21 protein-coding genes are annotated in these 24,082 nt (G+C 63.2%); 4 read left to right on the forward strand and 17 right to left on the reverse strand.

What is annotated here, in order from left to right; genetic code table 11:
• Window positions 1-129 precede the first annotated feature (129 nt).
• On the forward strand, window positions 130-1,341 hold the full coding sequence (locus SM755_RS15295; protein ID WP_323173429.1) for an aminotransferase class V-fold PLP-dependent enzyme: 1,212 nt from the start codon (window positions 130-132) through the stop codon (window positions 1,339-1,341).
• Between the two features lie 58 nt (window positions 1,342-1,399).
• On the opposite strand, the gene SM755_RS15300 is transcribed toward SM755_RS15295, so the two are convergent.
• The 4 genes from SM755_RS15300 to SM755_RS15315 form a co-directional block, all read right to left on the reverse strand.
• Window positions 1,400-2,515 (reverse strand): ABC transporter permease, encoded by a 1,116-nt coding sequence (locus SM755_RS15300; RefSeq protein ID WP_323173430.1) that lies wholly within the window; start codon window positions 2,513-2,515, stop codon window positions 1,400-1,402.
• Window positions 2,502-3,524, reverse strand: coding sequence for an ABC transporter permease (locus SM755_RS15305; RefSeq protein WP_323173431.1), 1,023 nt, complete (start codon window positions 3,522-3,524; stop codon window positions 2,502-2,504). The genes SM755_RS15300 and SM755_RS15305 overlap by 14 nt, the downstream gene beginning before the upstream one ends.
• A gap of 73 nt (window positions 3,525-3,597) precedes the next feature.
• The gene (locus SM755_RS15310; RefSeq protein WP_323173432.1) at window positions 3,598-3,819 is read right to left on the reverse strand and encodes a hypothetical protein; all 222 of its coding nucleotides are present in this window, start codon (window positions 3,817-3,819) and stop codon (window positions 3,598-3,600) included.
• 44 nt (window positions 3,820-3,863) lie between these two features.
• Window positions 3,864-6,056: an ABC transporter ATP-binding protein gene (locus tag SM755_RS15315; RefSeq protein WP_323173433.1), complete on the reverse strand. Its 2,193-nt coding sequence runs from the start codon at window positions 6,054-6,056 to the stop codon at window positions 3,864-3,866.
• 195 nt (window positions 6,057-6,251) lie between these two features.
• On the opposite strand from SM755_RS15315, the gene SM755_RS15320 reads away from it, so the two are divergent.
• From SM755_RS15320 to SM755_RS15330, 3 genes are all read left to right on the forward strand, one after another.
• Complete coding sequence (locus SM755_RS15320; RefSeq protein WP_323173434.1) at window positions 6,252-6,512, forward strand: hypothetical protein; 261 nt, start codon at window positions 6,252-6,254, stop codon at window positions 6,510-6,512.
• A gap of 181 nt (window positions 6,513-6,693) precedes the next feature.
• The gene (locus SM755_RS15325) at window positions 6,694-8,541 is read left to right on the forward strand and encodes an ABC transporter substrate-binding protein (RefSeq protein ID WP_323173435.1); all 1,848 of its coding nucleotides are present in this window, start codon (window positions 6,694-6,696) and stop codon (window positions 8,539-8,541) included.
• Between the two features lie 125 nt (window positions 8,542-8,666).
• The gene (locus SM755_RS15330; RefSeq protein ID WP_323173436.1) at window positions 8,667-9,623 is read left to right on the forward strand and encodes a Gfo/Idh/MocA family oxidoreductase; all 957 of its coding nucleotides are present in this window, start codon (window positions 8,667-8,669) and stop codon (window positions 9,621-9,623) included.
• A 780-nt stretch (window positions 9,624-10,403) separates the two neighbouring features.
• Here the strand turns inward: SM755_RS15330 and SM755_RS15335 are convergent.
• The 13 genes from SM755_RS15335 to SM755_RS15395 form a co-directional block, all read right to left on the reverse strand.
• A complete protein-coding gene (locus tag SM755_RS15335; RefSeq protein ID WP_323173437.1) occupies window positions 10,404-11,501 on the reverse strand; it encodes a Gfo/Idh/MocA family oxidoreductase in 1,098 nt (365 codons plus the stop codon).
• Complete coding sequence (locus tag SM755_RS15340) at window positions 11,498-12,229, reverse strand: fumarylacetoacetate hydrolase family protein (protein WP_323173438.1); 732 nt, start codon at window positions 12,227-12,229, stop codon at window positions 11,498-11,500. The genes SM755_RS15335 and SM755_RS15340 overlap by 4 nt, the downstream gene beginning before the upstream one ends.
• A gap of 470 nt (window positions 12,230-12,699) precedes the next feature.
• Entirely contained in the window at window positions 12,700-13,794 is a 1,095-nt protein-coding gene (locus SM755_RS15345; protein ID WP_323173439.1) for a mandelate racemase/muconate lactonizing enzyme family protein, read from the reverse strand.
• 70 nt (window positions 13,795-13,864) lie between these two features.
• Entirely contained in the window at window positions 13,865-16,078 is a 2,214-nt protein-coding gene (locus SM755_RS15350; protein ID WP_323173440.1) for an LUD domain-containing protein, read from the reverse strand.
• Window positions 16,071-16,583 (reverse strand): LUD domain-containing protein, encoded by a 513-nt coding sequence (locus SM755_RS15355; protein WP_323173441.1) that lies wholly within the window; start codon window positions 16,581-16,583, stop codon window positions 16,071-16,073. The genes SM755_RS15350 and SM755_RS15355 overlap by 8 nt, the downstream gene beginning before the upstream one ends.
• Before the next feature lie 115 nt (window positions 16,584-16,698).
• The gene (locus SM755_RS15360) at window positions 16,699-17,130 is read right to left on the reverse strand and encodes a universal stress protein (RefSeq protein WP_006667664.1); all 432 of its coding nucleotides are present in this window, start codon (window positions 17,128-17,130) and stop codon (window positions 16,699-16,701) included.
• Between the two features lie 50 nt (window positions 17,131-17,180).
• Window positions 17,181-18,206 carry an NAD(P)-dependent alcohol dehydrogenase gene (locus tag SM755_RS15365; protein ID WP_369335256.1) on the reverse strand — a complete coding sequence of 342 codons (1,026 nt, stop codon included), beginning with the start codon at window positions 18,204-18,206 and terminating at the stop codon, window positions 17,181-17,183.
• Window positions 18,207-18,392: 186 nt separating this feature from the next.
• Complete coding sequence (locus tag SM755_RS15370) at window positions 18,393-19,529, reverse strand: UxaA family hydrolase (RefSeq protein ID WP_323173443.1); 1,137 nt, start codon at window positions 19,527-19,529, stop codon at window positions 18,393-18,395.
• Complete coding sequence (locus tag SM755_RS15375; protein WP_323173444.1) at window positions 19,529-19,840, reverse strand: UxaA family hydrolase; 312 nt, start codon at window positions 19,838-19,840, stop codon at window positions 19,529-19,531. Before SM755_RS15375 ends, SM755_RS15370 begins: the two co-directional genes overlap by 1 nt.
• Window positions 19,837-21,024, reverse strand: coding sequence for a UxaA family hydrolase (locus tag SM755_RS15380; protein ID WP_323173445.1), 1,188 nt, complete (start codon window positions 21,022-21,024; stop codon window positions 19,837-19,839). The genes SM755_RS15375 and SM755_RS15380 overlap by 4 nt, the downstream gene beginning before the upstream one ends.
• A gap of 88 nt (window positions 21,025-21,112) precedes the next feature.
• On the reverse strand, window positions 21,113-22,417 hold the full coding sequence (locus tag SM755_RS15385; RefSeq protein WP_006825769.1) for a TRAP transporter large permease: 1,305 nt from the start codon (window positions 22,415-22,417) through the stop codon (window positions 21,113-21,115).
• Window positions 22,410-22,973 carry a TRAP transporter small permease gene (locus SM755_RS15390; protein WP_006667670.1) on the reverse strand — a complete coding sequence of 188 codons (564 nt, stop codon included), beginning with the start codon at window positions 22,971-22,973 and terminating at the stop codon, window positions 22,410-22,412. Before SM755_RS15390 ends, SM755_RS15385 begins: the two co-directional genes overlap by 8 nt.
• Before the next feature lie 54 nt (window positions 22,974-23,027).
• Window positions 23,028-24,035: a TRAP transporter substrate-binding protein gene (locus SM755_RS15395; protein WP_323173446.1), complete on the reverse strand. Its 1,008-nt coding sequence runs from the start codon at window positions 24,033-24,035 to the stop codon at window positions 23,028-23,030.
• Window positions 24,036-24,082 lie beyond the last annotated feature (47 nt).

Below are 24,082 nucleotides of genomic sequence, written 5' to 3' on the forward strand. Positions count from 1 at the left end.
CCGACCACTGGGTCGCTTCGCGAACCGATCTCCATTGGGAATTGAACCCTCACCCGACGGCGGAAGGTTTTTCCGGTCCGTTTTCGAACCGAGTAAGTATGTCAGTTCGATCGCAGTCGGTGATTCGGAGTGCCTGACAAGGCGACGATCTACGACGATCTCGAGGTCCCGACCGTCATCAACGCGACCGGGACGAAGACCCGCATCAGCGGGTCGCTGATGCGCGAGGAAGCGGCGGACGCGATGCGCGACGCCTCCCGTTCGTTCGTCCGCATCTCGGACCTGCAACAGCGCGCCTCGGAACTCGTCGCCGAGGCGACCAGCGCCGACGCCGGCTACGTCACTAGCGGTGCGAGCGCCGCGCTGTCGATGGCCGCCGCGGCGTGTCTTTCCGGAGACGATCTCGAGGTGATGGCTCGACTCCCCGATACCGAGGGTGTGGCGGACGAGATCGTCATGCCGCGGACCCACCGGAACGGCTACGATCACGCCCTTCGCCTGCCCGGAGCGACGATTGTCGACATCGGGACGAACGACCACCACCTCGGCACCGGCTCGGAAAACGTCGAGCCCTGGGAGATCGAGGCAGCCATCACGAACGACACCGCCGCCGTCGCCTACATGGAGAAACCCTACACGCAGCCACCGCTCGAGACGGTCTGCGAGATTGCCCACGACCACGACGTGCCGGTCATCGTCGACGCGGCGGCGGAGCTCCCGCCGGCCGAGAACCTCTCTCGATTCGTCGAGCAGGGCGCTGATCTCGTCGCGTTCAGCGGCGGGAAGGCGATTCGTGGCCCCCAGTCGACGGGCATCCTCGCCGGCGACGAAGCGTTGATCCGATCGGTCGCCTGCCAGCACCTCGACATGCACGCGGCCGACGCGGTGTACGATCCGCCAGCCGATCTTCTCGCCACTGACGAGCTACCGGGCGTGCCACGCCAGGGAATCGGTCGTTCGATGAAAGTCGGCAAGGAGGAAATCGTCGGCCTGATCCGCGCGCTCGAGTTGTTCCTCGAGGAGGACCACGGGGACTGCCTCCGAGAATGGAACGAGCGGGCGGAACATCTCGCAGCGGGACTGGCCGATATCACGGGACTCGAGACGCAACTCGAGGGCGGGGACAAGACCGACGCCGTCGCCCAGGTGGTTGCGACCGTCGACTCGGACCGCGCGGCGACCGACGCGACGAGACTCGTCGAATCACTCCGGCGAGAGACCCCGCGCGTGTTCGTCGGGGCCGATCGATTGGACGCCGAGGAGTTCACGGTCAACCCGATGTGTCTCACCGACGAGGAGGCCGACTACGTGGTCGATCGCATTCGGGCGACGCTCTCGTAGGCGAAGCGAACTCGTCTAAACGGCTCGGAATTCTACGATGAACGGGGAACAGGACTGATCAGTTGATCTGCTCTTCGTCGCTGCCGACCTTCTTCGCGTGTCGGGCCCTGATACGCGGGTTGAACACGCGGTCCATACCCTGTGCAAAGAGGATCAACCCAAACGAGAGAACAACGACCGCGGCCATCGGCCAGAAGATCTGGTAGAAGTTACTCAGGTTGACCAGCGCGTGGGCCTCGGAGTACGCGGTGTCCATCATGATTCCCCAGTTCGCGGTCGTAAGCGGGAGGACGCCGAGGAAGTACAACGCGACGGAGCCGAACACGACCTGGCGGCCCGCGTTGGCGAAGTTGATGAGGATGTACGGCATCAACTGTGGCGAGATGTCCCTGGCAAGGATCGTCCGCGAGGGCAGACCCATCGTCCGGGAGGCCTCGACGTACGACTCCTCACGGAGGGTCAGAACCTGGGAGCGAAGTGCCCGCGCGAGCCCCGGCCAGGCGTCGATCGCCAGCACGACCCCGATGAGCCACGCCTGGCGAGGAGACCAAATCGCCACGATCACGATGAGCAGCGGCAGGCCGGGCATCGTCATGACGATGTCCGTGATGTACATGAGGAACTCGTCCGTCTTTCCGCCCTTGTAGCCGGCCGTGATCCCGAAGATCGCGGCGAGACCGACAGAGACGATCGCGCCGGCGACCACCATCTCTAGCATGTCCGGCGTCGCGTGGATGAGGTTGCGTCCGATCGGCGTCCCGTAGTTGTCGGCGCCGAGCGGATACCGGATGTCGACCCCCGGGACGGAGATCGGCCCCATGGACAGCTGATGGTCGACGCCAATATCGATCCAGCCACCCTCCTCCCAGAAGGCGGCGACGCCACCGTCGAACGGCTGGAGGTTGTTCGGTGCCTGGTTTGTCGCCGGCGGCGTGACCAGTCGCGGCCCGATCGTCCCGAAGAAGACGAACAGGATGACGACCAGGATTCCGATTCGCGTTCGCCAGTCGTTCCAGGCGACCCGTCCCGGCGCGAGGAAGTACGCATCCAGGATCCGCTCGAATCGCTCCCGTCTCGAGAGGGAAACGGTGTCGTCCTCGGCGAGGTGGCCGAACAGTTGTTCATCGGTGAGCTGTTCGTCCGTCTCGAAACCTGATTCGTTAGTATGACTCACTGTGATCACCTGAACCGATCCGCGGGTCGACGAGTCCGTACGTGAACTCGGCGATGAGGATGCCGATGAGCGTGACGATCGTGAAGAAGAGGAACGACCCCATCAACAGTGGATAGTCCCGACGCATGACCGCGTCGTAGGTGTACCAGCCGACACCGGGATACGTGAAGATGAACTCGAGTAAGACGCTGCTCGAGAACACCGTGGCAATACCGATCATCATCTGGGTGTACAGCGGCAGGATCGCGTTGCGCGCAACGTAGCGGGTCGCGATACGCGGCGAACTGATCCCACGAAGTCGCGCGACCCGGAGGTAATCCTCTCCCAGGATTCGAATGGAGTTTCCTCGCATCGAGAGAGCGCCGCCGCCGAACCCGACGATGAAACTAGACATCACCGGCAAGACAGCGTGGTAGGAAATACTCGCCATAAACCGGACGTTTAGACCCGTCTGTAGATCCGTGTTATACCGGCCGCCGGTCGGGAAGAGCCCGAGTTCGTAGCCGAAGAACGCCAGGAAGAGGATCGCGCCGACGTAGTACGGCACCGAGTTCAGGAACGTCGCGAGCACGGTTGCGTAGTTGTCGAAACGCGAGCCTTCCTTGTAGGCCATTGCCGCTCCAAGGAGGATGTTCGTCGTGTAGCCGAGCGCCAGGCCGTAGACGCTGATGAAGATCGACCATGGCATCGCCGTGAACAGGATGTCAAACACGGCTTCGTTGTAGAAGTACGACTGGCCGAAGTCCTGGTAGAGAATGATATCCTGCAGGTACTCGGCGTACTGGACGTACCACGGCTGGTCCGGATTGAATCCGATGTGCTGTTCGACCATCGCGTCGAGCACTTCGGGATCAGCCGTCCCGCCACCCGCTTCCATATCTGCCTCGAACTGGGCGCGCATCGCCTGGGAGGGATTGCCCGGCATGAGCCGAAAGAGCGCAAACGTGATCGTCGTCACGGAGACGAGCGTCACAGCTGCGTGAACGACCCGCTTGACAAAGTATCTCATCTACTATGGTATGGTATCTCGTCCCAGTAGTGATATATTTTGTCCTTCTATGAATTTTCGCGTCCGCAGGACACTACTGACACCGCCACAGGAGCCCGCCGCTCAGTGCCGTGAGTGCGGAGAGTCCTGCGACGTTCATGAGTGCGACGACGAACGTCTCACTGCCCGAGTCGGCGACGACGAGCCAGATGACCATGAGCCCGAGCAGACCGGACGAGAACGTAAACAGCATCCGCCACGCGCTCTCGTAATCACAGAGGTGATCGAGGTACGTCTTGTCGTATTTTCTGCTCATCTACCTCTGCGATATCGTCACGGTAGCAAAAACCTTCGGTCGGTTCAGTCGGCTTCGCTCTCCGTCGTGAGCGAGACGGTGTCGCTTTCGATCGGGTCGCTCGCCCAATACTCGTGATCGTCGTCCTCGCGGAAGCAGGCGACGCGAGCGGCCCCTTCGGTGTCTTGCAGTTCGGGAACCTCTCGGGTACAGACCTCGCGGGCATCAGGACACCGCGTCTGGAACGGACAGCCGCTCGGCGGGTCGGTCGGGTCCGGAATGTCGATCTCTCGGATCGGCGGATCAGTGGCGTTCGCTTCCTTGGCCTCGTCCGGATCGAGCGGTGGCGTCGCCCACCGGAGCACCTTGGTGTAGGGGTGTTTCGGGTCAGAGATGATCTCCTGTGCCGGCCCGATCTCGACGAGGTTGCCAAGGTACATGATGCCGATCCGTCCGTCGGACTTCTCGGTGAGATAGCGTGCGTTCGAGAAGTCGTGAGAGATGAATAGGTACGACGTGTCGAACATCTCCTGGAGGTCGAGCATCAGATCCATCATCTCGACCCGCAAGGAGACATCGAGCGCGCTTACTGCCTCGTCGGCGAGAATGAGATCAGGACTCATCAGGAGCGCGCGGACGAGGACGACGCGCTGTTTCTCGCCGCCACTGAGCTGGTGGGGGAATCGCGCCGCGTAGTCCTCAGGCGGCTTCATGCCGACGCGCTTAAGCAGGTTATAGATCACCGTCTCCCGGTCGCTCGGGCCGAGGTCCGGCCGCCACCGCTTCAGCGGCGCCGACAGGCTCGCACGGACCGTCCGGGAAGAGTTCAGCGAACTCCCCGGATCCTGGTGGACGATCTGGAGGGCGCGCCGGATGTCGTCGAACTCGTAGTCGCCGCCCCCGGCTTTCGCCTCCCAGATGTCCTGGTCGCGGTAGCTAACCGAGCCAGCCGTCGGCTCCTGGAGTCCGATCACGGTCTTTCCGAGGGTCGTCTTCCCGCACCCGGATTCGCCGATGAGGGCGACGACCTCGTTTTCCCGCAGCTCGATCGACACGTCGTTGACCGCCCGGACCACGCTCTCCTTGCCGAACAGTTCGTCGATGAGTCCCGTCTGTTCGAAGTGGACGTCGACGTCGTCCAGCGAGACAACGGTCTCCTCCTCGGACTCGAACGCCGCGGTGGACTCCGGAAATTCATCCGGATCGACGCCGAGTGCGTACTCGATCTCGTCGCCCGACTGTTCCCAGTGAAAGCAGGCTGCCCCTCGTTCCTCGGAGAACTCGTGATAGTCGGGATCCGCCTGCACGCACTCCACGGTCGCGAGCGGACAGCGCGGATGATACGAACACCCGCTCGGTGCGTCGACCGGGTCCGGACTCTCGCCCTCGATCGGGTGCATATCCTCCAGCGACGCGTCCACGCTCGGCACCGACTTTAACAGTGCCCGCGTGTAGGGATGAGCGGCGTCGCGAATGACTTGCTCGCTCGGACCGTACTCGACGAACTCGAAGGCGTACATGACGGCGAGCCGATCAGCCAGTCCGGCGACGAGCGGCAGATCATGGGTAATAAAGACGATTGTCAGATCGTATTCCTCCTGAAGGTTCCCCAGGAGACTCATGATTGATCGCTGCATGAGTAGGTCCAGGGCCGCGGTCGGCTCGTCCATCACGAGGACCTTCGGCTCGAGTATCAGGCTCAGTGCGATGAGCGTCCGCTGTTTCATCCCACCGGACAGTTCGTGCGGGTACGAGTCGAAGATCCGCTCTGGATCGAGATAGAGATCCGCGAGCAACTGCCACCCGTGCTCCATCCGCTCTTCGATGTCCTCCCCATGGGCTCTGATCGTCTCCTCGAAGTGTTCCCGGATCTTCATCGTCGGGTTGAACGAACTCATCGCTCCCTGGAACACCATCGAGATTTCCTCCCAGCGGAACCGTTCGAGTTGGGATTCGCTCAGCGAAAGTACGTCGACGGGTTCGCCGTCGGGCGGGTGGTAGATGATCTCGCCAAATGTCTGGCCGGGGTCAACGACAGCGTTGAGCAGAGCCGACGCGAACATCGACTTGCCGCTCCCGCTCTCGCCGACGATGCCGAGCATCTCATCCCGGTGGACATCGAATCTCACGCCATCGAGGACACGAGAGGTGCCCCGTTCCATGTCGAAGGTCACGTCCACGTCGCGTACCTCAAGGATGACGTCGTGCGAGCTACGGTCGTCGTGCGTAATCTCGAGTTCTGTTTCGGTTCGCGTCATGGTTCAGCTATCAGCTATCGGTCGCTTCTCATCTCTCGATTCTTCGGCGGAATGATACATCAGTATTTCTCTGTGGGATGGTTTATCACAACACACATATTAATCTTTGCGCCGATCGGTCTCGTCTTGCCGACCGAACCCGATAACGGCGTACAAAGTTTTATATCGAATCTTACAGAACGTAGAGCAGACACAATGGCAACCGCTTCGGAGAGCGACCCGAGTCAGACGGACGAACCACTGTACAGGATTCTCAAGATACTTCGGGGATCGCTCCTGCTGTCGGCCGTGGCAATCGGCGTCCTCCTGCTGGTCATCGGCGTCGTTTTCGAGCTCCCCTTCCAGTTCACTAGTCAGGACGGTGTCATCGCTGGGATACTCGGCGTGTTTGGGATCACGGCGATCGTCTCTGCGGGATCGTTTTACGTGCTGTTGACGTGGTTTCGACGGAACTGATCCGGCGTCTATCCGGTCTAGCGTTGGGAATCGGCGAGAAACCCGTAATTCCGTCACTAGCGAGCGACCCGGGAGAATCACGTGAAACGGGGTCACGTCTCTCCGAAGTGAATGTACCGTCGGTCCGAACGTGCGAACCCGAGAAAAATATTTAACCCATGACTTGTAATGATAGTTTTGTATGCCAAGTAGTGACAGACACGGAACCGTGGACTCTGCCGAAGAGTTCCTGACGCGGCGACAGATGCTCGCCGCGAGTTCGGCGATGGTCGCGGCGGGGGTCGCTGGCTGCATGGGTGGTGAAAAAGAAGGCAGAGGAGAAGGTGGGATCTCCTCGTGGCAGCCGACGATCCCGGACGAGATCAATTTCAATTCATGGGCGACGGGATACCCGTGGTCGCAGTCGTGGATGCTCCTCGAGCCGGTTCAGCGATTTTATGCTGACGGCTCGATGACGCTCGAGCAGATCAGCGATTGGGAGTACGATCCGGACGAACAGGCGGTAACCGTAGAGTTCGAGGAGGGCTGGTACTGGTGGAACGGCGACCAGATCACCGCCGAGGACAAGTACTGGTACGAGGAGTGCGCTCGCCTCTTCCAGGGAGACGGCAGCGACATCGAGGAACTAATCCTCGAGGACGAGATGACACTCACCCGGGTGTACAAGGAACCCCAGAACCCCGAGTTGGTCCAGTACCAGCTGGGTGGCTACCTCGGCGAGATGCAACGCGTTCATCGGGACAAGTTCAAGCCGTGGGCGGAAGAACTCCAGGATGCGGCGGACCACGACGAACGACTGGAGATTCAAGAGGAGATGGCTGAGGAGATGCCGCTGCATATCTCGACGGTCATGGACGAAGGACTCGGGAACGGGCCGTTCCAGATCGTCGACTACGACACGGAGGGGATCTACTGCGAACTGTTTGAGGACCACCCCTACGCGGACGAGATCGAAATCGACGAGTTCGAGTTCGTACTCGCACAGGACGATGCCCTCGCGCAGCGGATTCAGGGCGGCGTCGTCGACTTCGGTTTCGGATTGCTCCAGCAGTGGGTCGGCGAAGGAACGGCGCCCAACTCCATGGACAACATCACCGTCTACAACGATACGTTCATGCGAAAACTCGAGTTCTTTGGGCAGGGGCCAGGAGCTGAACACCTCCGCCGACGCGAGGTTCGACGAGCGATCGCGCACGTCCTGAACCTCGAACACATCTCGACGAACTACAATACCGAGAGCGTCCCACGGGAGGCACAGACCGGACTCCCATCGGCGGTAACCGAGAACTGGCTCGACGATAGCTACGTCGAGTCCTATATCGATTATCCGGTTCAGGATGACGAGGAGCGCGCGACGGAACTGATGGAACAAGCCGGATACGAACTCAGGGACGACGAATGGGTCGACGAGGACGGCGATCTCGTCTCATTGCAGCTGGTCCTCCCGGACTTCCGGACGAACCTCGCCCGAACAATCTCCGATCAACTCATCAACTTCGGCTTCGAGATCGATCTCAACGTCCTTGAGTCGGCGACGTACAACGATCGGAAATCGAACAATGTCGACTTCGACCTGACGATCGAGAATCACGGCGGACAGATCGCACACCCGTTCTACTACTTCCGGCACAACCACACGGCGGGCAACGAGCTCGGCGAAACTGTCGACATCGAGCAGGCGCTCGACGCCGGCGAGACGCGATCGCCGTATAACGGCCGCGAGATCGTCGTCGAGGTGCCGACGGAGGTCGGCCAGGAGGATCTCTCCGGGTCGACCGAGGAGGTCAATCTTTTCGAACTCGGCCAGGAATGGCGAAGCGTCAATGACGAACAGCGCAACCAGGAGATCGCCGAGACGTTCTCGTGGTACTGGAACTTCCATCTGCCCGGAGTCAACCTCGTCGAGGTGCAGACCGGAACCTTCGGCAACACCCAAGACTACGAGTTCAACACTGAGACCAATGACTGGGAGGCGTACCGCGGTGCGTACCGTGGCCTGAAGCGCGGCCACGTTTCTCCGTCGGACTAGCAAGCCCCGGCACTCGAACGGTTACGCCATCTGTCGTTTCGATCCGCAATCCGTTTTCGAGCCCGCTGATCGGCAAATCCCGTCGGGCGGCACGCTTATTAGTATTCGAATTGGTTACTGCTGGTATGGATCTCGCCTGCGTCGGCGCCGGCATCATGGGCCAGCGCCTGCTCGAACAGTTCGACCATCACGACGATGTCCGTATCGTGGCGATCTGCGATCTCGACGAGGAAACCGCTCGCGAAGCAGCGGAAACGCGTGGCGCGACGGTATACACGGATCATAATCGGCTCTACCGGAACGAATCGCTCGACGCCGTCGTTCTGGCGATCCCCTCGTTCGCACACACCGACCAGGCGATCGGTGCCGCCAAGCGCGGCCTCGACTTGTTTGTCGAAAAACCGGTCGCGCGGACGACCGAGAAGGCTGCAGAAATTCGCACCGCGATCGAGAAGCACGGTGTTATCTCCCAGTCGGGCTACCTCTCACGGTACTCGCCGTTGGTCGATCGCGCCGAGGAGGTGATCAGCGATCGGACGGTCAGCCTCATCGAGGGTCGTTACTGGGGCGGAGTCCCCGGGCGCGAGTGGGGGCGGGAGAAGGCCAAGTCCGGCGGGAGCACGGTCCAACTGTCGACGCATATCTTTGACCTCGTTCGCTACTTCGGGGGCGAGGTCGATCACCTCGCCGCTGTCGGCGGCTCGCGAGTGAATCTCGAGTCGATCGACTTCGAGGACGTCAACTCGACCACGATGAAACACGAGAACGGGATCGTCAGCTACGTCTCGACGAACTGCGTGACATCGGTCGGCCGCAAACTCGAGTTGGCCGGCGAGGAATTCGCCCTCGAAATCGATTTCACTCACCAGACGCTCACCGGAACGGTCGACAACGAGTCGATCCAGTACGAACCTGACGACGCCGCGTCGTCGCTACGCCGCGAAGTGGATGCGTTCGTCGACGCCGTCACCGAGCGAGACGAGTCATCTATCCGGACCGACTACGCCGACGCCGCACGAACTCTCGAGTTGACCTTGGCCGCGAACGAGGCGATCGAAACCGGCGAACCAGTCTCGCTCTGACGGGTCTATCAGATTTCGGTCCGCTCCTGTGATTCGATATCGCTCGAGGAACTCGACCGTCGGCCACCGGGTGTCCTCGTTCGACCGAGATAGCGTTTTACAGTGCTAAACAGAACCGTTCGTTGCACTACGGCTGCAGACGCCAGCACCTCAAATACAGTGTATAGTTGTAATGATGAGCTGAGATTCGTTCGACACAAGTATCAAATTTCGACGTGTATCGCGATCTGTTACGGGAGTACAGTTGTAAAATACCCACTAAATGAATATATTCTGTCTATTTCCAGACAGATATATAATGTGTTTTTCGAGACACGAGTTTAATATCACTAAACAGAAGATGATAGTGAACGAAAATTAGTTACTTCGAATATGTGACGAAGTAGCTATGGACTTATTCACTATTACTCGATATATTTCACAGGTTTAGGTAAGTTATGGATATCAAGGGTAGAACGTTGCATTTTGAAGAGTAACGAAAGCGGTAAGCCATGATCTGGCCGAGTCGGTAGTTCTATAGGAGACAAATCGGTGCCAGAAACGACTGGTCCGCATTTGAGGAGATCAACCAGGCTTCACTGAGCAGTCGATTTCCCTACATGTTTCCCGCTTGGGTTCACAGGCAAGGAGTTCAAGCGGCCGATCGTACCAGGGGCCCGATCGGCCTACACAAACGGGCGACCGCGGCACCATTTAAGAGTGAAATTTGATGTGTTTAGCGGCTACGATTCGGCACGATTTCGTGCGTCGGGTCCCGGGCCGAACTGGGCGATTCGACCATCACCAGGAGGTGATCGTCACGTCGCGGAGTGGCCGGTCAAGCGGGATCGACACGTCCCCGCCGGTGTAGTGGGAGATGTAGAATCCGACGATGATCTCCAGCGACCGGGTGGCCTCCCGGCCCGGCGACCGGTTCGTCGCCTCGCCGTCGAGAAGTTCGACGACATGGCTCGCCGCGTTGCTAAACGCCGACTCGTAGTCGTCTTCCCACGTCCACGCGCCCTCGATGCCGGGCAGCGGTTCCTCGACGTGCTCGCCGTCCTCCAGCGACCAGTAGCGCCACTCTCCGTCGTCGTTGTTCATGTACAGCTTGCCCTCGGTCCCGACGAACGAGAGGGTCATCGAGGAGTCGTTCCGGGGAATGGTGCAGTCTATCGTGGTGAACGTGCCGTCGTCCATGAGGGCATAGCCACCGCCCGCAGCGTCATCGACGGCCCTGCCGGCATCGAGCGAGTTGACCGCCTCGTTCTCCCCGGAGATGTAGCCGGACACCCGGTCGGCGCGGGCGTCCAGCAGGTAGACCAGCGTGTCGAGCAAGTGCGTCGAGTTCCGGAGCAGTTCCATCCGGAACTGGCTCGACACCGAGTGAACGTCGCCCAGCAGGCCCGTTTCCTGGACCAGTTCGTGGAGCCGCTGAAGCTTGTCGGTGAACCGGAACGAGTGGTTCACGAGGAGCTCCGCATCGGCGTCATCACAGGCCTCAATCATCTCCTCGGCGTCGGAGACGGCAGAGGCAATCGGCTTCTCGCACCAGATCACATCCGGGTCCGTCTCGGATTTGACGGCGTCGACGACGTGGTCGCGGTGCAGGAACGACGGCGTGCATACCGACACCACGTCTAGGTCCTCGGCGGCCAGCATCGTATCGTGGCCCTCGTAGCGGCGATCCGGCGGGATATCCCACGCCTCGCCGAATTTGTGGAGGCTCTCCTCGTCGATGTCGGCGACTGCGACGAGTTCGACGCCCGGCGTCTCGTCGTAGCCACCGGCGTGACTGGCGCGGATCTTCTCCTGTCCGATGGCCTCCTCGTTGTGCATCCCGAGGATACCCATCCCAGCGATCCCGCCGGTGCCGATGATCCCGGCTCGGTACGTCATTGTCGGGTGAACTCGTTTTCCAGCACGCCGACGCCCTCGATTTCGACCTCGACGATGTCTCCGTCCGAGAGTGGGCCGACGCCCGCGGGCGTCCCGGTTGAAATCACATCGCCCGGCTCCAGCGTCATGTACGCCGTGATCTCGGCGATCAGTTCCTCGACGGAGAAGATGAACTGGTCGCGGCCGGAGTCCTGGCGGACCTCGCCGTTCACACGCAGTTCGATGCCCGCGTCGTCGGGCACCGCCTCTGGCGGCGCCACGACCGGGCCGATCGGCGCGGCGTTGTCGAACGCCTTCCCGCGGACCCAGTTCTGCTCGACGCGCTGGTCGTCGCGATTCGACACGTCGTTGAGGCAGGTAAACCCCTCGACGGCGTCCATCGCTTCGCTCTCGGGGACGTTGCGGCACTGCTCGCCGATTACGACGCCCAGTTCGGCCTCCCACTCAACCGTCTCCTTGCCCTGCGGGAGCGAGATTGTGTCGCCGTGGCCAGACACGGTGTTCGGCGGCTTCAGGAACAGCATCGGCCGGTCGGGCAGTTCCATCCCCTCTTCCTCGGCGTGGTCGGCGTAGTTGAGGCCGACGCAGACGATCTTGCTCGGCTTGACCGGGGGTAGTACGTCGACCTCGGTGGGGTCGTACGTCCGTCCACCGAACTCGATTCCGTCGTCCGTCCAGAAGCCGGTCCGTACGCTCCCCGCTGGGTCGCTGAATCGAACTCGTCGCATACGGTGTGAGTCAGTACCAACCGTCAAAAGCGTTCTGATGACCGCATCGCTCGCCGGTTGCAACGGATGATAGAGCCGTCGGCGATGCTCGACGCCTCGTTCGACATCGACGACCCGACGGCGTCGCTCAAGGCGTTCGTGAACGTCGGGACCTGCAAGCTGGTGTTCTCGTTCAGCTGACTGTTACGCCCCCACTCTGGGACGCGGTTCGACAGTGTCCAACAAAGTTGGAAACAACGAAACACGCCCGAACGGCGTCCAACACCGTTGATCGCGGAACGCGAGATGTTCCGTTATGTCTATCTCTGAACGCGGCCGCAGGATTACGAACATATGGCTGTAATTTCCGAGGGCCAATCCGTGTTGACTCGCCCCACACCTTGTCCAATATTGTTAAATAAAGATATGAGGAATGCTTTCGTATCCTTTAGTGTTCTCTACCACTGAATTTGACCAATTGCCGTCGTGGATCAGTCCACCCTGTACTCGTCCGCATCCTCGAAGGTCATCCCGTGACCCGGCCGGTCCGGCGGCCGGATCTCGCCGTCCTCGACCGGAACAGGGTCGGCGAGCAGCTCGTCCAACACGGTTGAATGGTGTTCAATGTAGGGGACATTGTCGACGGCACGTACGAGATGGGCGTGGAGCGGTTCGATGTAGTGGGGCGACACGGCGAGGCCGATCGCGGCCGCCTGTTCGGCGACGTTCATCCACGGCGTGATCCCACCCACGCGGCAGACGTCGGGCTGGACGTAATCCACCGCGTCCTGGGCGATCGCCTGCCGGAACTGCGTCTCGTTGTAGAAGTTCTCGCCGGTAGCAATCGGGACATCGATTCGTTCCCGGAGATCGGCATACGACGCGTAGTCGCCCTTGGGGAGCGGTTCCTCCAGCCAGGTTATCGCGACGTCGTCCAAGCGCCCGGTCAGGTCCCGCGCCTCGGGCACCGTGTACGAGCAGTTGGCGTCGAGCATCAGGTCCAGGTCGGCCGGAAGCGCGTCCCGGACGGCCCGCACGCGCTCGACATCGCGGTCGACCGACGATCCAACCTTCATTTTCATCCCCGCGAACCCATCCTCGGCAATCCTCCGCGCGTTCTCGACAAGGGTATTGGCGTCGTACTGGAGCCAGCCACCGTCCGTCTCGTACATCCGTACCGCCTCCCGGCTCCCGCCGAGCAATTCACATAGCGGGAGCCCCGTGACCTTCCCGAGTAGGTCCCAGACGGCGACATCGACGGCCGCGACGGCGAACTCGCTGATTCCTTCCCGTCCGATGAACGTCGTCTCTCCGCGCAGATTCGAGCGCACGGTCCGCGGGGCGACTGGCTGTCCCTCCAGTAGCGGGACGAGTTCGTCGTCGAGAAACTGCTTCGTCGCCGCACCGCCGCGGCCGATGGTGTAGGTGAATCCGAGGCCGCGGTGGCCGTCCTCCGATTCCAGGGTGATTGCGATGACCTCCAGCGTGTCGAACGACTGCGTGGCGTCCTCCAGTGCCTGGTCGTTCGGCACGCGGTAGAGGTTGGTGTCGGCTGTGCGTATCGTATTCGTCGCTGTCCAGCTCATGGCTCGTTCGGACATCGCCTCCTCGGTACAAATCAGTTTCCCGCGGCCGGGAGCGACCCGTGCGCTGCGCCTACTGGCGTTCGGGATCGAGCAGCTCGACCGGGTGGCGCGTCTCCGGGGACAGCAGCGAGTCGAGCTGCTCCATACAGGAGGTGCCGCTGGCGACAACCGTCCGCTCGACAGCGGCCCCCTCGAACTGGTCGGCCAGCGTCTTTCCGACGTCTATGCTCAGGTCGTAGTACTCGCTCTTGTAACCGAAGCTCCCAGCCATCCCACAGCACTCGACATCGGAGGTGAACACGTCGTACCCGAGCCGCTCCAGCACCGCCTCAGTGTACCCCTCCAAGCCGAGCGTCCGCTGCTGGCAGTGGCTGTGGTACGCGACGCCGTCGCCGTCACCCGCGGGCAGGGCGTCGGGGTCCGCACCGTTCTCCAGCAGGCCGTAGGCGTACTCCAACACCTCGTAGCTGTTCCCGTCGAGCCGCTCGTACGCCGCTTCAGGGAGCAGCTTTTCGTATTCCCGGCGGAACATCGCCAGGTCGCTAGGCTCGACGGCGACCACGTCGTACCCGTCCTCGACGTACGTCAAGAGCGACTCCGCGACGGTCTCGGCCTTCTTCTCGGCCGTGGCGATCATCCCCTGAGACAGCGGCGCGCGGCCGGAGCCGCCCACGTCTGGGACGACGACCTCGCAGTCGAGCGCCTCTAGCACGCGAACTGCGGCCTTCCCGCGCTCCGCCCGGACGTAGTTCGTGTACACGTCCGGGTACAGCGCGACGCGGCGCTCCGGGTCGGCGACGCGGGACTCGCGCGACGCCGCCCACTCGCGGAGCGTCGTGCGCCGGAACGCCGGTAGGTCGCGCCGGGTGTCGATCCCCAGCACCGACTCCATCACCTTCCGCGCGGGCCCCGTCGAGGCAACGGCGTTCGACAGCGGCGCGGTCGCGCTGCCTATCCTCGCCACCGCCTCGAAGTTCCCGAAGAAACGCTTTCGGAGCGACGTCCCGGGCTCCTCCTCGTCCGGCACGAGGCCGTCGACTAGCACGTCGTCGAAGCCGGGGTCCTTCCCGCGATTGATGCGGTCCCGAACGACCGTGTTGATCCACGGGATATCGATCTTCACCGGACAGGCGTTCACGCAGCGGGAGCAGCCGGTACAGAGGTCGTTGAACTCCGCCGCAACGTCGTTTCCCTCGATCCCGGCCTCCCAGCCGGTGGCGATGCCACCCGTGTACGTCTCCCCGCCGAAGGCGTGGCCGCCGACGGACTGGAAGTTCGCACACGAGTTCGCACAGGCCCCACATCGAATGCAGTAAAGCGTCTCGCGAAGATCGTCGTCCTCGCGCATCTCCCGCCGCCCGTTGTCGAGCAGCACGAGGTGGAAGTCGCGGCCCGCATCGCCGTTCCCGAAGTGCGGCTCATCACTGCTGTCGAAGTCGATCGCCGGCGTGTCGACCGGCGGTGTCAGCAGTGACAGGTACTGCGGAATGTCTTGACCCGTCGCCGACCGCGAGATGAGCTCCGCGAACGGCTCCAATTCCGTGATCGATGGGATGATCTTCTCGATCCCGGCGACGGCGACGTGCGTGTCGGGGATCGATGCACACTTGCGGGCATTGCCCTCGTTGGTCACCAGCGCTATCGACCCGCTCTCGGCTAGGACGAAGTTCGCGCCCGTGACCCCGACCTCAGCGTCGTCGATGCACTCGCCGAGGTACTCCCGCGCAAACGCCGTCAGCTTCTCCGCGGAGTCGAGCGACTCGTCTGGGTCGAACTCCTCCTCGAACAGCTTCGTGATCTCCTCGCGGGACTTGTGGAGTGACGGGCCGACGATGTGCGACGGCGCCTCCTCGGCGACTTGGATGACGAACTCGCCGAGGTCCGTCTCCCAGACGTCGAATCCGTCGGCCTCCAGGGCCTCGTTCAGGTCCATCTCCTCGGTAGTCATTGACTTCGACTTCACGACGCTGTCGGCGTCGACATTGTCGGCTACCTCGGCAAGGTACTGGTTCGCGTCCTCGGCGTCGTCGGCGACGTACACCGTCCCGCCGTTCGCCTCGACGGCCTTCCGTGTCCGGTCGATGAGTTCGGGGAGGCGCTCGATCGCGTCCGCTTTTATCGCTCGCGCCTGGGAGCGGTTGTCCTCGTGTGCGTCTTCGCCGACGGCTTTCACCGCGTCGTACCGTTCGGTGTTGAATAAACGCGTGTTCTCCTTTATCTCGTCGCCTTCCGATTCGAGCAGCGTGCGGATGCGGTCGGCATCCAGTTGTTGTGATTCACTCATTGTCTCTGACGATGATGACGTGGACCTCTTCCGGCCCGTGGACGCCCTGGACGAGCGCGCCCATGTCGCCCGTCGAACTCGGCCCCGTCGCGAGGATGAACGACTGACGGTCCTCCTCGAACTCCGCCCGGAGCCAGCCGAAGGCGTCCGACAGATCCGTCCGCAGGTCGATCGCCCTGACGACGACTACGTGCCGCTCCGGGTACAGCGCGATGAATTCGTCGCCCTCGGCCCGGGACTCGACCGCGACGGTCCCCAGCGAGGCGATGCCCATTCGCGATCCGCTCACGCCAGTCACCGCCTCGCTGAGCCTGGAGGGCGACGGATCGAGCGTCACCGGCGCGTCCGCGAGCGAGAGGCCGTCGAACGGCAGTTCGGCCCCGACCGCGGGGGGCTCGACCAGGTCGGCCACCGTCGACACCAGCTCGTCGGGTGCAACGGCGGTCGACGCCGTGTCCAGGCGTGACAGCGACTGCTGAAACTGCTCCACCGAACCCGTGCTCATACCTTCTTCATGGATTGTATCGAAATACGTCTTGCATTGTTCCCGTCCGTCCCGGCCGGGGATCGGCCCACTGGACCGGTGGTTCGTGGCGACTCCATGGTCGATCCACGGCTGCCTACTCCGCCTCCATGATGGTGACGACCGGGCGCTCCGTGTTCAGCAGGATCGACTGCGTGACGCTGCCGAACAACGCCTTCCCGGTCGGGGACCGCGCCCGCCCGCCGACGAGGACGTACCGTGCGTCGACCTCGTCGGCGTACTCGACGACCTTCTTTCTCGGCGTCCCGACCCGGCCGACGACCTCGTAGTCCGCGTCGAGTGCCTCGTCTATCCCCTCGGCCGCGGCGGCCGCAGCGTCGTCCTCGATGGAGCCCTCGGGCCCGGTCTCCCGCACGCTGGACCGTTTCTCCACCAGCCGCGTGTACTCGGTCTCTTCGATGACGTGGACGAGGTGGAGTTCGTCGTCGAACGCCCGTGCGAGTTCATCGGCCTGCGCGGCGATCGCTGTCGACTGATCGGAACCACTAATCGCTGCAACGATGACCATGCTGAATGGAGGTATCCATTCGAATATAAATGTTAGCCTGGGGGTCCGCCTCAATCCATCGAGATCATGCCCTTGACCACGGCCGGCTCCGTGGCCCGCTCGAACGCATCGCTCACGCGGTCGAGCGGCAGGTCGAAGTCGATGATCTCCGCCGCGTCCACGTCACCGCCCGCTATCAGGGATATCGCCGTCGGGTACGTGTTGGCGAACCGGTAGCTCCCCTGTACGTCGACCTGCCGCCGAACCAGTTCAAACGTGTCCACCGGCACCTCGGCGTCTGGCGCGAGGCCGACCAGGACGACGGTGCCGTCCGGCCGCGTAACGTCGAGTACCGACTCGATCGCTGGCGGGGCCCCGGTCGCCTCTATCGCGGCATCGACGCCCGTGCCAAACGCCTCGCGGACCGCCGCCGCGACATCCGCCTCGCGGGCGTCGATAGCCAGGTCGGCCCCGCGGTCGACGGCCCTGTCGAGTTTCGAGTCGACCACGTCGACGACGGCCACGTCCGCCGCTCCCGCTGCCCGCGCTACGTCTGCAGCGAGCAGCCCGATCGGACCCGCGCCCATGACGAGCACCGAGTTACCCATTCCCACGTCGGCGCGCCGCACGGCGTGGATACCGACGCTGATCGGCTCGCACAGCGCCCCCTCCCGGGTGGAGACGGCGTCCGGGAGGCCGTAGGCGTACTCTGCGGGCCAGGCGACGTACTCCCTGAACGCCCCGTCGGTGCCGGGCGTCGCCATGAACTCGACGTCCCGGCAGAGATTGTACGTTCCCCGCCAACAGTACTCGCACTCGCCGCACGGAACGCCGGGTTCGATCGCGATCCGGTCGCCGACAGCGTGGCCGTCGACGTCCGCACCGACTTCGACAACCGTGCCCGCGCTTTCGTGTCCGAGCACCAGCGGCTCCTCGACAGCCAGGTCACCCATTCGGCCGTGCTCGTACCAGTGGATATCGGAGCCGCAGATCCCGACATCGCTCACCTCGACGAGCACCTCCGACGGGCCGGGCGCGGGGCGCTCCCGAGCGTTCAGTTCGAACGTCCCCGACTCGACGAGCGACACCGCCCTCACGCTCGCCACCCCTGCACCGCAGAGACATCTCCGTGAATCCGTTCTATCGCGTCGTCGCCGAGCGTCGGCTCCCGGCGCTCCTGTTCCGCCGTGGACTGCCGTTCGAGCAGTGCCATCTCATCCAGTACTCCGCGAGTAGGCATCCTAAGCTTTGTGTCCACGCCGCCGCCAGCGGTACATGGTCCTCTACAGCGACGGTCCGATGCGGCTGACGGCGAACGACGTGAGTCCGTGCTCCTCGCTGGCCGTCCGGCCGCCGTCGGCGACGCGAGCGATCTCGGATAGCAGCGCATCCGCGTCGGCCCCGCGGGCGTCGAGGTCCATGTCGTCGGCGAGCGCGTCCGCCGTGGTCCCGTCGCCGGTCACCTTGAGGACCGGGACGACCGGGTGGCCCGTCGGCACCCCGTCGGCCGTGACGTGGATGACGACCGACGCCCCAGCCGCCGCGAGCGTGGTCGCCGCCTCCTCGAAGCGGGAAGAGGAGTCGACCAGCGTCACCCCGGCGTCGGCCGACGCCCGGCCACCGTACGGAATGAACTCGTCGACGCTCGCGCTCCCCCACACGCCGACGACCTCGTCGAACGGTGCGTCCGCAGCGTGGCGGGCGATCCGTCGGACGTTCCCGGGGCGGCCTGCGTGGCGCGTTCCGACCTCGCGGATCGCGTCGGCGACAGCCACCGTCGTAGCGCGGGCGGCGGCGGCGTCCGTGTGGGGGGCGAGCCGCTCCGTCCCGGCGACGATGACGCGCGCCCCGGCGTCGACCAGCGCGTCGACAGCCTCGCCCACGAGCGGATCCGCGACCGCGCGCGTCGAGCCATCGAGATCCGAACTCACGACGCCGACGGTGAGGTCCGCGAGCCCAGTGCCGGCGCGGTCCGCGTCCGCCGCGGCGTCCGCGAGGTCGGCGGTCGCGGCGACGCCCTCCTTGACGCAGGGCTCCGTCCCGCCCGCGTCCTGGATCGCCGTCTCGCGGACCGCTACACCGCGCTCCCCGATCCTGTCGGCGAACGGGCCGCTCTGAAGGTGTTCGCAGCCCAGCCCCACGACGAGCGCGCCAGCGACATTCGGGTTGCGGGAGAGGTTCAGGAGCGTTCGCTCCGTGCGCTCGTGGTCATCGCCGACCTGACCGCAGCCGTGGTCGTGCGGGGCCGCGACAGCGTCGTCGTGCTCCGCGGCGATCCGCTCGGCGACGAGGTGCGAGCAGATCACCGACGGGACGACCAGTACGCAGTTCCGCACGCCGACGCGCCCGTCCGATCGCCGGTACGCGTCGAACGACGTCTCCGGGACGCGCCGCCGTGAGGTTCCACTCGGCGACGACATCAGGCCACCTCCCCGTCTGCGGTGCGGTCGCCCCGACCGCGCCTGCTCTCGCAGTTGTGCGTGTGCACCCACTCGCCGGGGGCGATCGGCTCGACGGCCTCGCCGATCGTCTCGCCGTACTTCACGACGGCGTCCCCCGGCTCCAGCGGGACCAACGCGACCTTGTGGCCGAACGGGATGGCCTCCACGAGTTCGACCGTCCGGTCGTCGTACGGTATCCCCGCCCCTGCATCTAGGTCGTCGATGGCCGTGACGACGTTGTCCTGCGCGGCCATGTGCAGCCCCGCGTCGCCGAGGACCGTCCCCTTCATGCGTCCCCCCGCAGCTCGGCGAGCTCGTTCGGCTGGAGCTCGTTGACCGCGAACTCCTCCAGTTGGCGGCGTTCCGCGGCGGTCCACTCGCCGCTGGCAACGTCAAGCAGCGTCCGGTAGATCCGCTCGCCGACCGAGTCGATCGGCTCGCCGTCGATGACGCCGCTCGCGTCCACGTCCATGTTCGCCGCGAGTCGGTCCGCTGTCTTCGGGTTCCCGGTTACCTTGATCACCGGGGCTAGCGGGTTCCCGGTCGTCGACCCTCGCCCGGTGGTGAAGGCGACGACCTGCGCCCCGCCTGCGACCTTGCCGACGACGCTCTCGATATCGTACCCCGGCGTGTCCATTAGCACCAGGCCACCGCCGACCGGAAGCCGCTCGGCGTAGTCCACGATGCCGCGGACCGGGGTCGTCCCACCCTTCGAAATGGCCCCGAGACTCTTCTCCTCGATGGTCGTCAGGCCGCCCTCCTGGTTGCCGGGGCTGGGCTGTGCGCCCCGCAGGTCCACGTCCATCAGTTCGGCCGTCGCCTCCCGGCGATTGACATGCTCCAGAAGCCGCTCGCGAACCGTCTCGTTCACACACCGCTCCGCAAGGACGTGCTCCGCGCCGATGAACTCCGGCGTCTCCGAGAACGTCGCCGTGCCGCCGTCTCGGACGAGGCGATCACAGGCCGCGCCGACCGCGGGATTCGCCGCGATCCCGCTCGTCGCGTCGGAACCGCCGCATTCGACGCCGAAGACGAGTTCACTCGCGTCGCGCTCCTCCCGGCGTCGGTCGGTAATCTCGGCGTGGAGGTCGCGGGCCAGCTCGGTTCCCTCGTCGACCGCTGCGGCCGTCCCACCCGCCTCATGGACTGAGAGGGTCTCGACGTCCCGCCCGGCAGCCACCGCCGCGTCGGCGACGGCGTCGGCGTCCACCGTCTCCGTGCCCAGCGACACGACGAGCGCCGCCCCGACGTTCGGGTTGCGGGCGACGCCTGACAGCGTCCGCTCGACCTGTTTGCAAGCCGCCTCTGGCGGGTCCGTCCCCATCTGGTGGGGCGTGGCTCTGACGGTTCCGGCCGTCCGGTCGGCGACAGCCTCGGCGATCGGCGACGCCGTGACCGACAACGGTATCACTGCGACGTAGTTTCGTACCCCGGCGGGACCGCTCTCCCGTGGGTATCCATCGAACGTTGCCATGGTTGAGTCTCACTGTCAACCGGGAAAAACGTTTCCGTCAGCAGCCGTCGCCGGGTGACGGGACGAACAACCGAGCGTGATCACCGCGTCAGGCACCCATCAGCGTGGTCACCGGGTACGTGACGATCTCCGGGATGAAGATGGTGAGCAGCAACACCAGGAGGATCGGCACGTAGTAGGGCAACACCGCTTTCATCGCCTCCTCCAGTGTTGCATCAGTCACCTTCTCCAGGACGAAGAGGATGACGCCGAACGGCGGGGTCAACAGGCCGAGCATCAGCGTCAGAATCATCACGATACCGAAGTGGAGCGGATCGATGCCGGTGATGTCCAGGATCGGCATGAAGATCGGGACGAGGATCGTGATCGCGGCGATTGTCTCCATGAACGTCCCGACGACGAGGAGAAGCCCGACCAGCAGCAACATTACGACCGTCGGATCGCTGGAGAAGTTCGTGATCGAATCGGCCATCAGGATCGGCAGGCGGAGCTGGAGGGCGACGAGGCCGTACAGCGACGCGACGCCGATGATGAACGTCAGCGAGAACGTCTCGACCATCCCGTACTGGAGTTCCTCGAAGAGCCCTTCGAGGGTGAGATCTCTGTAGACGAACATTCCGAGGAGGATGGTGTAGACGACGGCTATTGCGCCCGCTTCGGTGGCGGTGAATGTGCCGGAGAGGATCCCGCCGATGATGAGGAGCGGCGCGAACAGCGGGAACACCGCCTCCTTCAAACTCTTCCAGAAGTCAGCGAGGTCGAAGGAGTCCTCGGTCTCGTACTCCCGCAGGTACACGAACAGGAAGACAAGCGCCATCAGGAAGACGCCGATCAGGATCCCGGGGATGATCCCACCCAGGAACAGCTGACCGATCGACTCCTCGGCCAGCACGGCATAGATGATGATAGGAACGCTCGGCGGGATGATCGGACCGATGATGGCCGACGACCCAGTGACGCCGAGCGAGATGTCTTTTTCGTACCCCTGGTCGCGCATCGCGGCGTACTCGACGCGGCCAAGCCCCGCAGCGTCGGCGACAGCGAGGCCCGACATCCCGGAGAAGATCATGCTCGCGACGATATTGACGTGGGCGATCCCGCCACGGAACTGTCCCACCATCGAGTTCGCCAAGTCGAAAATCCGCTGCGTCATCCCGATGCGGTTCATCAACCGCCCGAGCAGGAGGTAAAACGGGATCGCGAGTAGCGTAAAACTGTTGAGCCCGTAGAGCAACTGCTGGGAGATGAGGCCGTAGTTGAGGCCCCTTCCGAAGGGGGAGAGCATCACTAGGACGCACGTCGCGCCCATCGCGATCCCGACCGGGACGCCGAGCGCGTACATGACGAGGAGCATTCCGAGGAACAGGGTGCCGATTACGAGCAGCTCACTCATCGGCTATCCCCTCCTCGAACTGGGCGGCGGCGTTGTCGGTCCTGGACGCCGCTATCTCGCGTCCCAACGTTACGATGTCGATCAGAGCGTAGATCAGCATCAACGCGATGCCGATCGTGATCCCGAGATAGAGGTGTCCTGACGTAACGGCCTCGATCCCGCCGATCGACGTCGTCCAGTCGCCGATGGTTGTACGGATGGCTCCCCAGAGGGCGACTGACAGGAAGCCGATGACGATCAGTTCGCCCAGAATTTGGACCAGCAGACCGATACTGGAGTTCCACCTCGTAAGGCGTTCGAGGAGGAATTGTATCGAGATGTGTTCGTTGTTCCGGACGGCAACGGCAGCACCCAGGTACGTCGCGACGATGAGTACGAACCGTGCCGCCGGTTCGGTCCAGTGAAGGAACCCGAACGTGGGGAGGCTCAACAATCGAATGAAAACTTGAAGCGTGGTCAAGACGATCGTGAACGTAAACAGCCCCGTCGCGCTGTAGAGTACGATCTTGTCGAAAACGTGATCGCGCTTCAGGTCGAGTGATTGGTCGATTTCCATGATCAGTGAAAGGGTGATGATTGTAGGTACGTAACGTGTGTCGCCGGTTCACAGTTACATGTTCCGGACGCTTTCCCAGTCGAAAGCCCACGTCTCGTCGAACAACTGTTCCACGGCGGGCGACGCCTCCTCCTGAAACGCTTCGGTGTCGACGTCTTCGATGACCTCCATACCCTGATCATCGAGTTCGTCGATCAGTTCTTGCTCGCGCTCCTGGGACTTCTCGGCGGCGGACTGCGTCGCTTCTTGGCCGACCTCCATGATCAGATCCTGGTTGGTCTCGTCGAGCCCCTGGTAGAAGGACTCGTTGATGTAGATATTCCCGTTCGCGATCAGGTGACTCGTCAGGCTCAGGTGGCTCTGGACCTCGTGAAGGTTGAACGAACTGATCTGTTCCGCGCCGCCCTCCGAGGCGTCGGCCGTGCCCTGTTCGAGCGCACTATACAGTTCGTCCAGCGCGACCGGAGTCGGCGAGGCGCCGACCTGCTCCCAGGTCTGGACCCACGGGTCGAGTTCCGGGAGACGCAGGTTGAGCCCGTTGACGTCGCCCGGTTCCCGGATCGGCGTGTTCGACGTGAAGTGCCGAGCACCGCGGTAGATCTGCTGGCCGATCGGCCGCTGGTTTCCGTTTTCGATGAGCGTGTCGTGGCCCTCTTGCATCTGCTCACTTTCGAGCACTGAGAGCAACTGATCGTAGCCCGAGAGGACGAACGGGCAGCCAAAGAACCAGTATTCTGATGCAAACTGGTAGTAGGGGAAACTACCTGCAGAGTGCGCCTCAACGCCGCCTTGGCTGACGACCTCGCCGATCTCGTCTTCCGACCCGTAGGAGCCGCCAGGACTAATCTCAACGGAGATATCGCCGTCGGACTCCTCCTCAATCTGCTCCTTGAAATTCTCGGCGGCCTGGACCAGGATGTGACCCGGTTCGAATGTACTGGCGATCGTCATCTCGACACCGCTGCTGCCGCCGCCGGCACAGCCGGCTGTTGCCGCGATTGCGCCTGCGCCGATGCCGTTGATGACCGAGCGTCTACTGACACCGGAAGCTCCATCTAACATGGTTCATCACACAGATTCAGCGTTAATAGTAAAAAACTTTCCCCTGT

The sequence above is a fragment of the Natrialba sp. PRR66 genome (assembly GCF_034808065.1).
Classification (GTDB): domain Archaea; phylum Halobacteriota; class Halobacteria; order Halobacteriales; family Natrialbaceae; genus Natrialba; species Natrialba aegyptia.

What these genes read in the sequence shown, in the direction of transcription:
- SM755_RS15395 (WP_323173446.1), bottom strand. Translation starts at nt 24,035, where the DNA reads ATGTTAGATGGAGCTTCCGGTGTCAGTAGACGCTCGGTCATCAACGGC.
- SM755_RS15335 (WP_323173437.1), bottom strand. Translation starts at nt 11,501, where the DNA reads ATGACGTACCGAGCCGGGATCATCGGCACCGGCGGGATCGCTGGGATG.
- SM755_RS15315 (WP_323173433.1), bottom strand. Translation starts at nt 6,056, where the DNA reads ATGACGCGAACCGAAACAGAACTCGAGATTACGCACGACGACCGTAGC.
- SM755_RS15380 (WP_323173445.1), bottom strand. Translation starts at nt 21,024, where the DNA reads ATGGCAACGTTCGATGGATACCCACGGGAGAGCGGTCCCGCCGGGGTA.
- SM755_RS15320 (WP_323173434.1), top strand. Translation starts at nt 6,252, where the DNA reads ATGGCAACCGCTTCGGAGAGCGACCCGAGTCAGACGGACGAACCACTG.
- SM755_RS15390 (WP_006667670.1), bottom strand. Translation starts at nt 22,973, where the DNA reads ATGGAAATCGACCAATCACTCGACCTGAAGCGCGATCACGTTTTCGAC.
- SM755_RS15385 (WP_006825769.1), bottom strand. Translation starts at nt 22,417, where the DNA reads ATGAGTGAGCTGCTCGTAATCGGCACCCTGTTCCTCGGAATGCTCCTC.
- SM755_RS15305 (WP_323173431.1), bottom strand. Translation starts at nt 3,524, where the DNA reads ATGAGATACTTTGTCAAGCGGGTCGTTCACGCAGCTGTGACGCTCGTC.
- SM755_RS15340 (WP_323173438.1), bottom strand. Translation starts at nt 12,229, where the DNA reads ATGCGACGAGTTCGATTCAGCGACCCAGCGGGGAGCGTACGGACCGGC.
- SM755_RS15355 (WP_323173441.1), bottom strand. Translation starts at nt 16,583, where the DNA reads ATGAGCACGGGTTCGGTGGAGCAGTTTCAGCAGTCGCTGTCACGCCTG.
- SM755_RS15370 (WP_323173443.1), bottom strand. Translation starts at nt 19,529, where the DNA reads ATGTCGTCGCCGAGTGGAACCTCACGGCGGCGCGTCCCGGAGACGTCG.
- SM755_RS15375 (WP_323173444.1), bottom strand. Translation starts at nt 19,840, where the DNA reads ATGAAGGGGACGGTCCTCGGCGACGCGGGGCTGCACATGGCCGCGCAG.
- SM755_RS15350 (WP_323173440.1), bottom strand. Translation starts at nt 16,078, where the DNA reads ATGAGTGAATCACAACAACTGGATGCCGACCGCATCCGCACGCTGCTC.
- SM755_RS15330 (WP_323173436.1), top strand. Translation starts at nt 8,667, where the DNA reads ATGGATCTCGCCTGCGTCGGCGCCGGCATCATGGGCCAGCGCCTGCTC.
- SM755_RS15360 (WP_006667664.1), bottom strand. Translation starts at nt 17,130, where the DNA reads ATGGTCATCGTTGCAGCGATTAGTGGTTCCGATCAGTCGACAGCGATC.
- SM755_RS15345 (WP_323173439.1), bottom strand. Translation starts at nt 13,794, where the DNA reads ATGAGCTGGACAGCGACGAATACGATACGCACAGCCGACACCAACCTC.
- SM755_RS15310 (WP_323173432.1), bottom strand. Translation starts at nt 3,819, where the DNA reads ATGAGCAGAAAATACGACAAGACGTACCTCGATCACCTCTGTGATTAC.
- SM755_RS15325 (WP_323173435.1), top strand. Translation starts at nt 6,694, where the DNA reads ATGCCAAGTAGTGACAGACACGGAACCGTGGACTCTGCCGAAGAGTTC.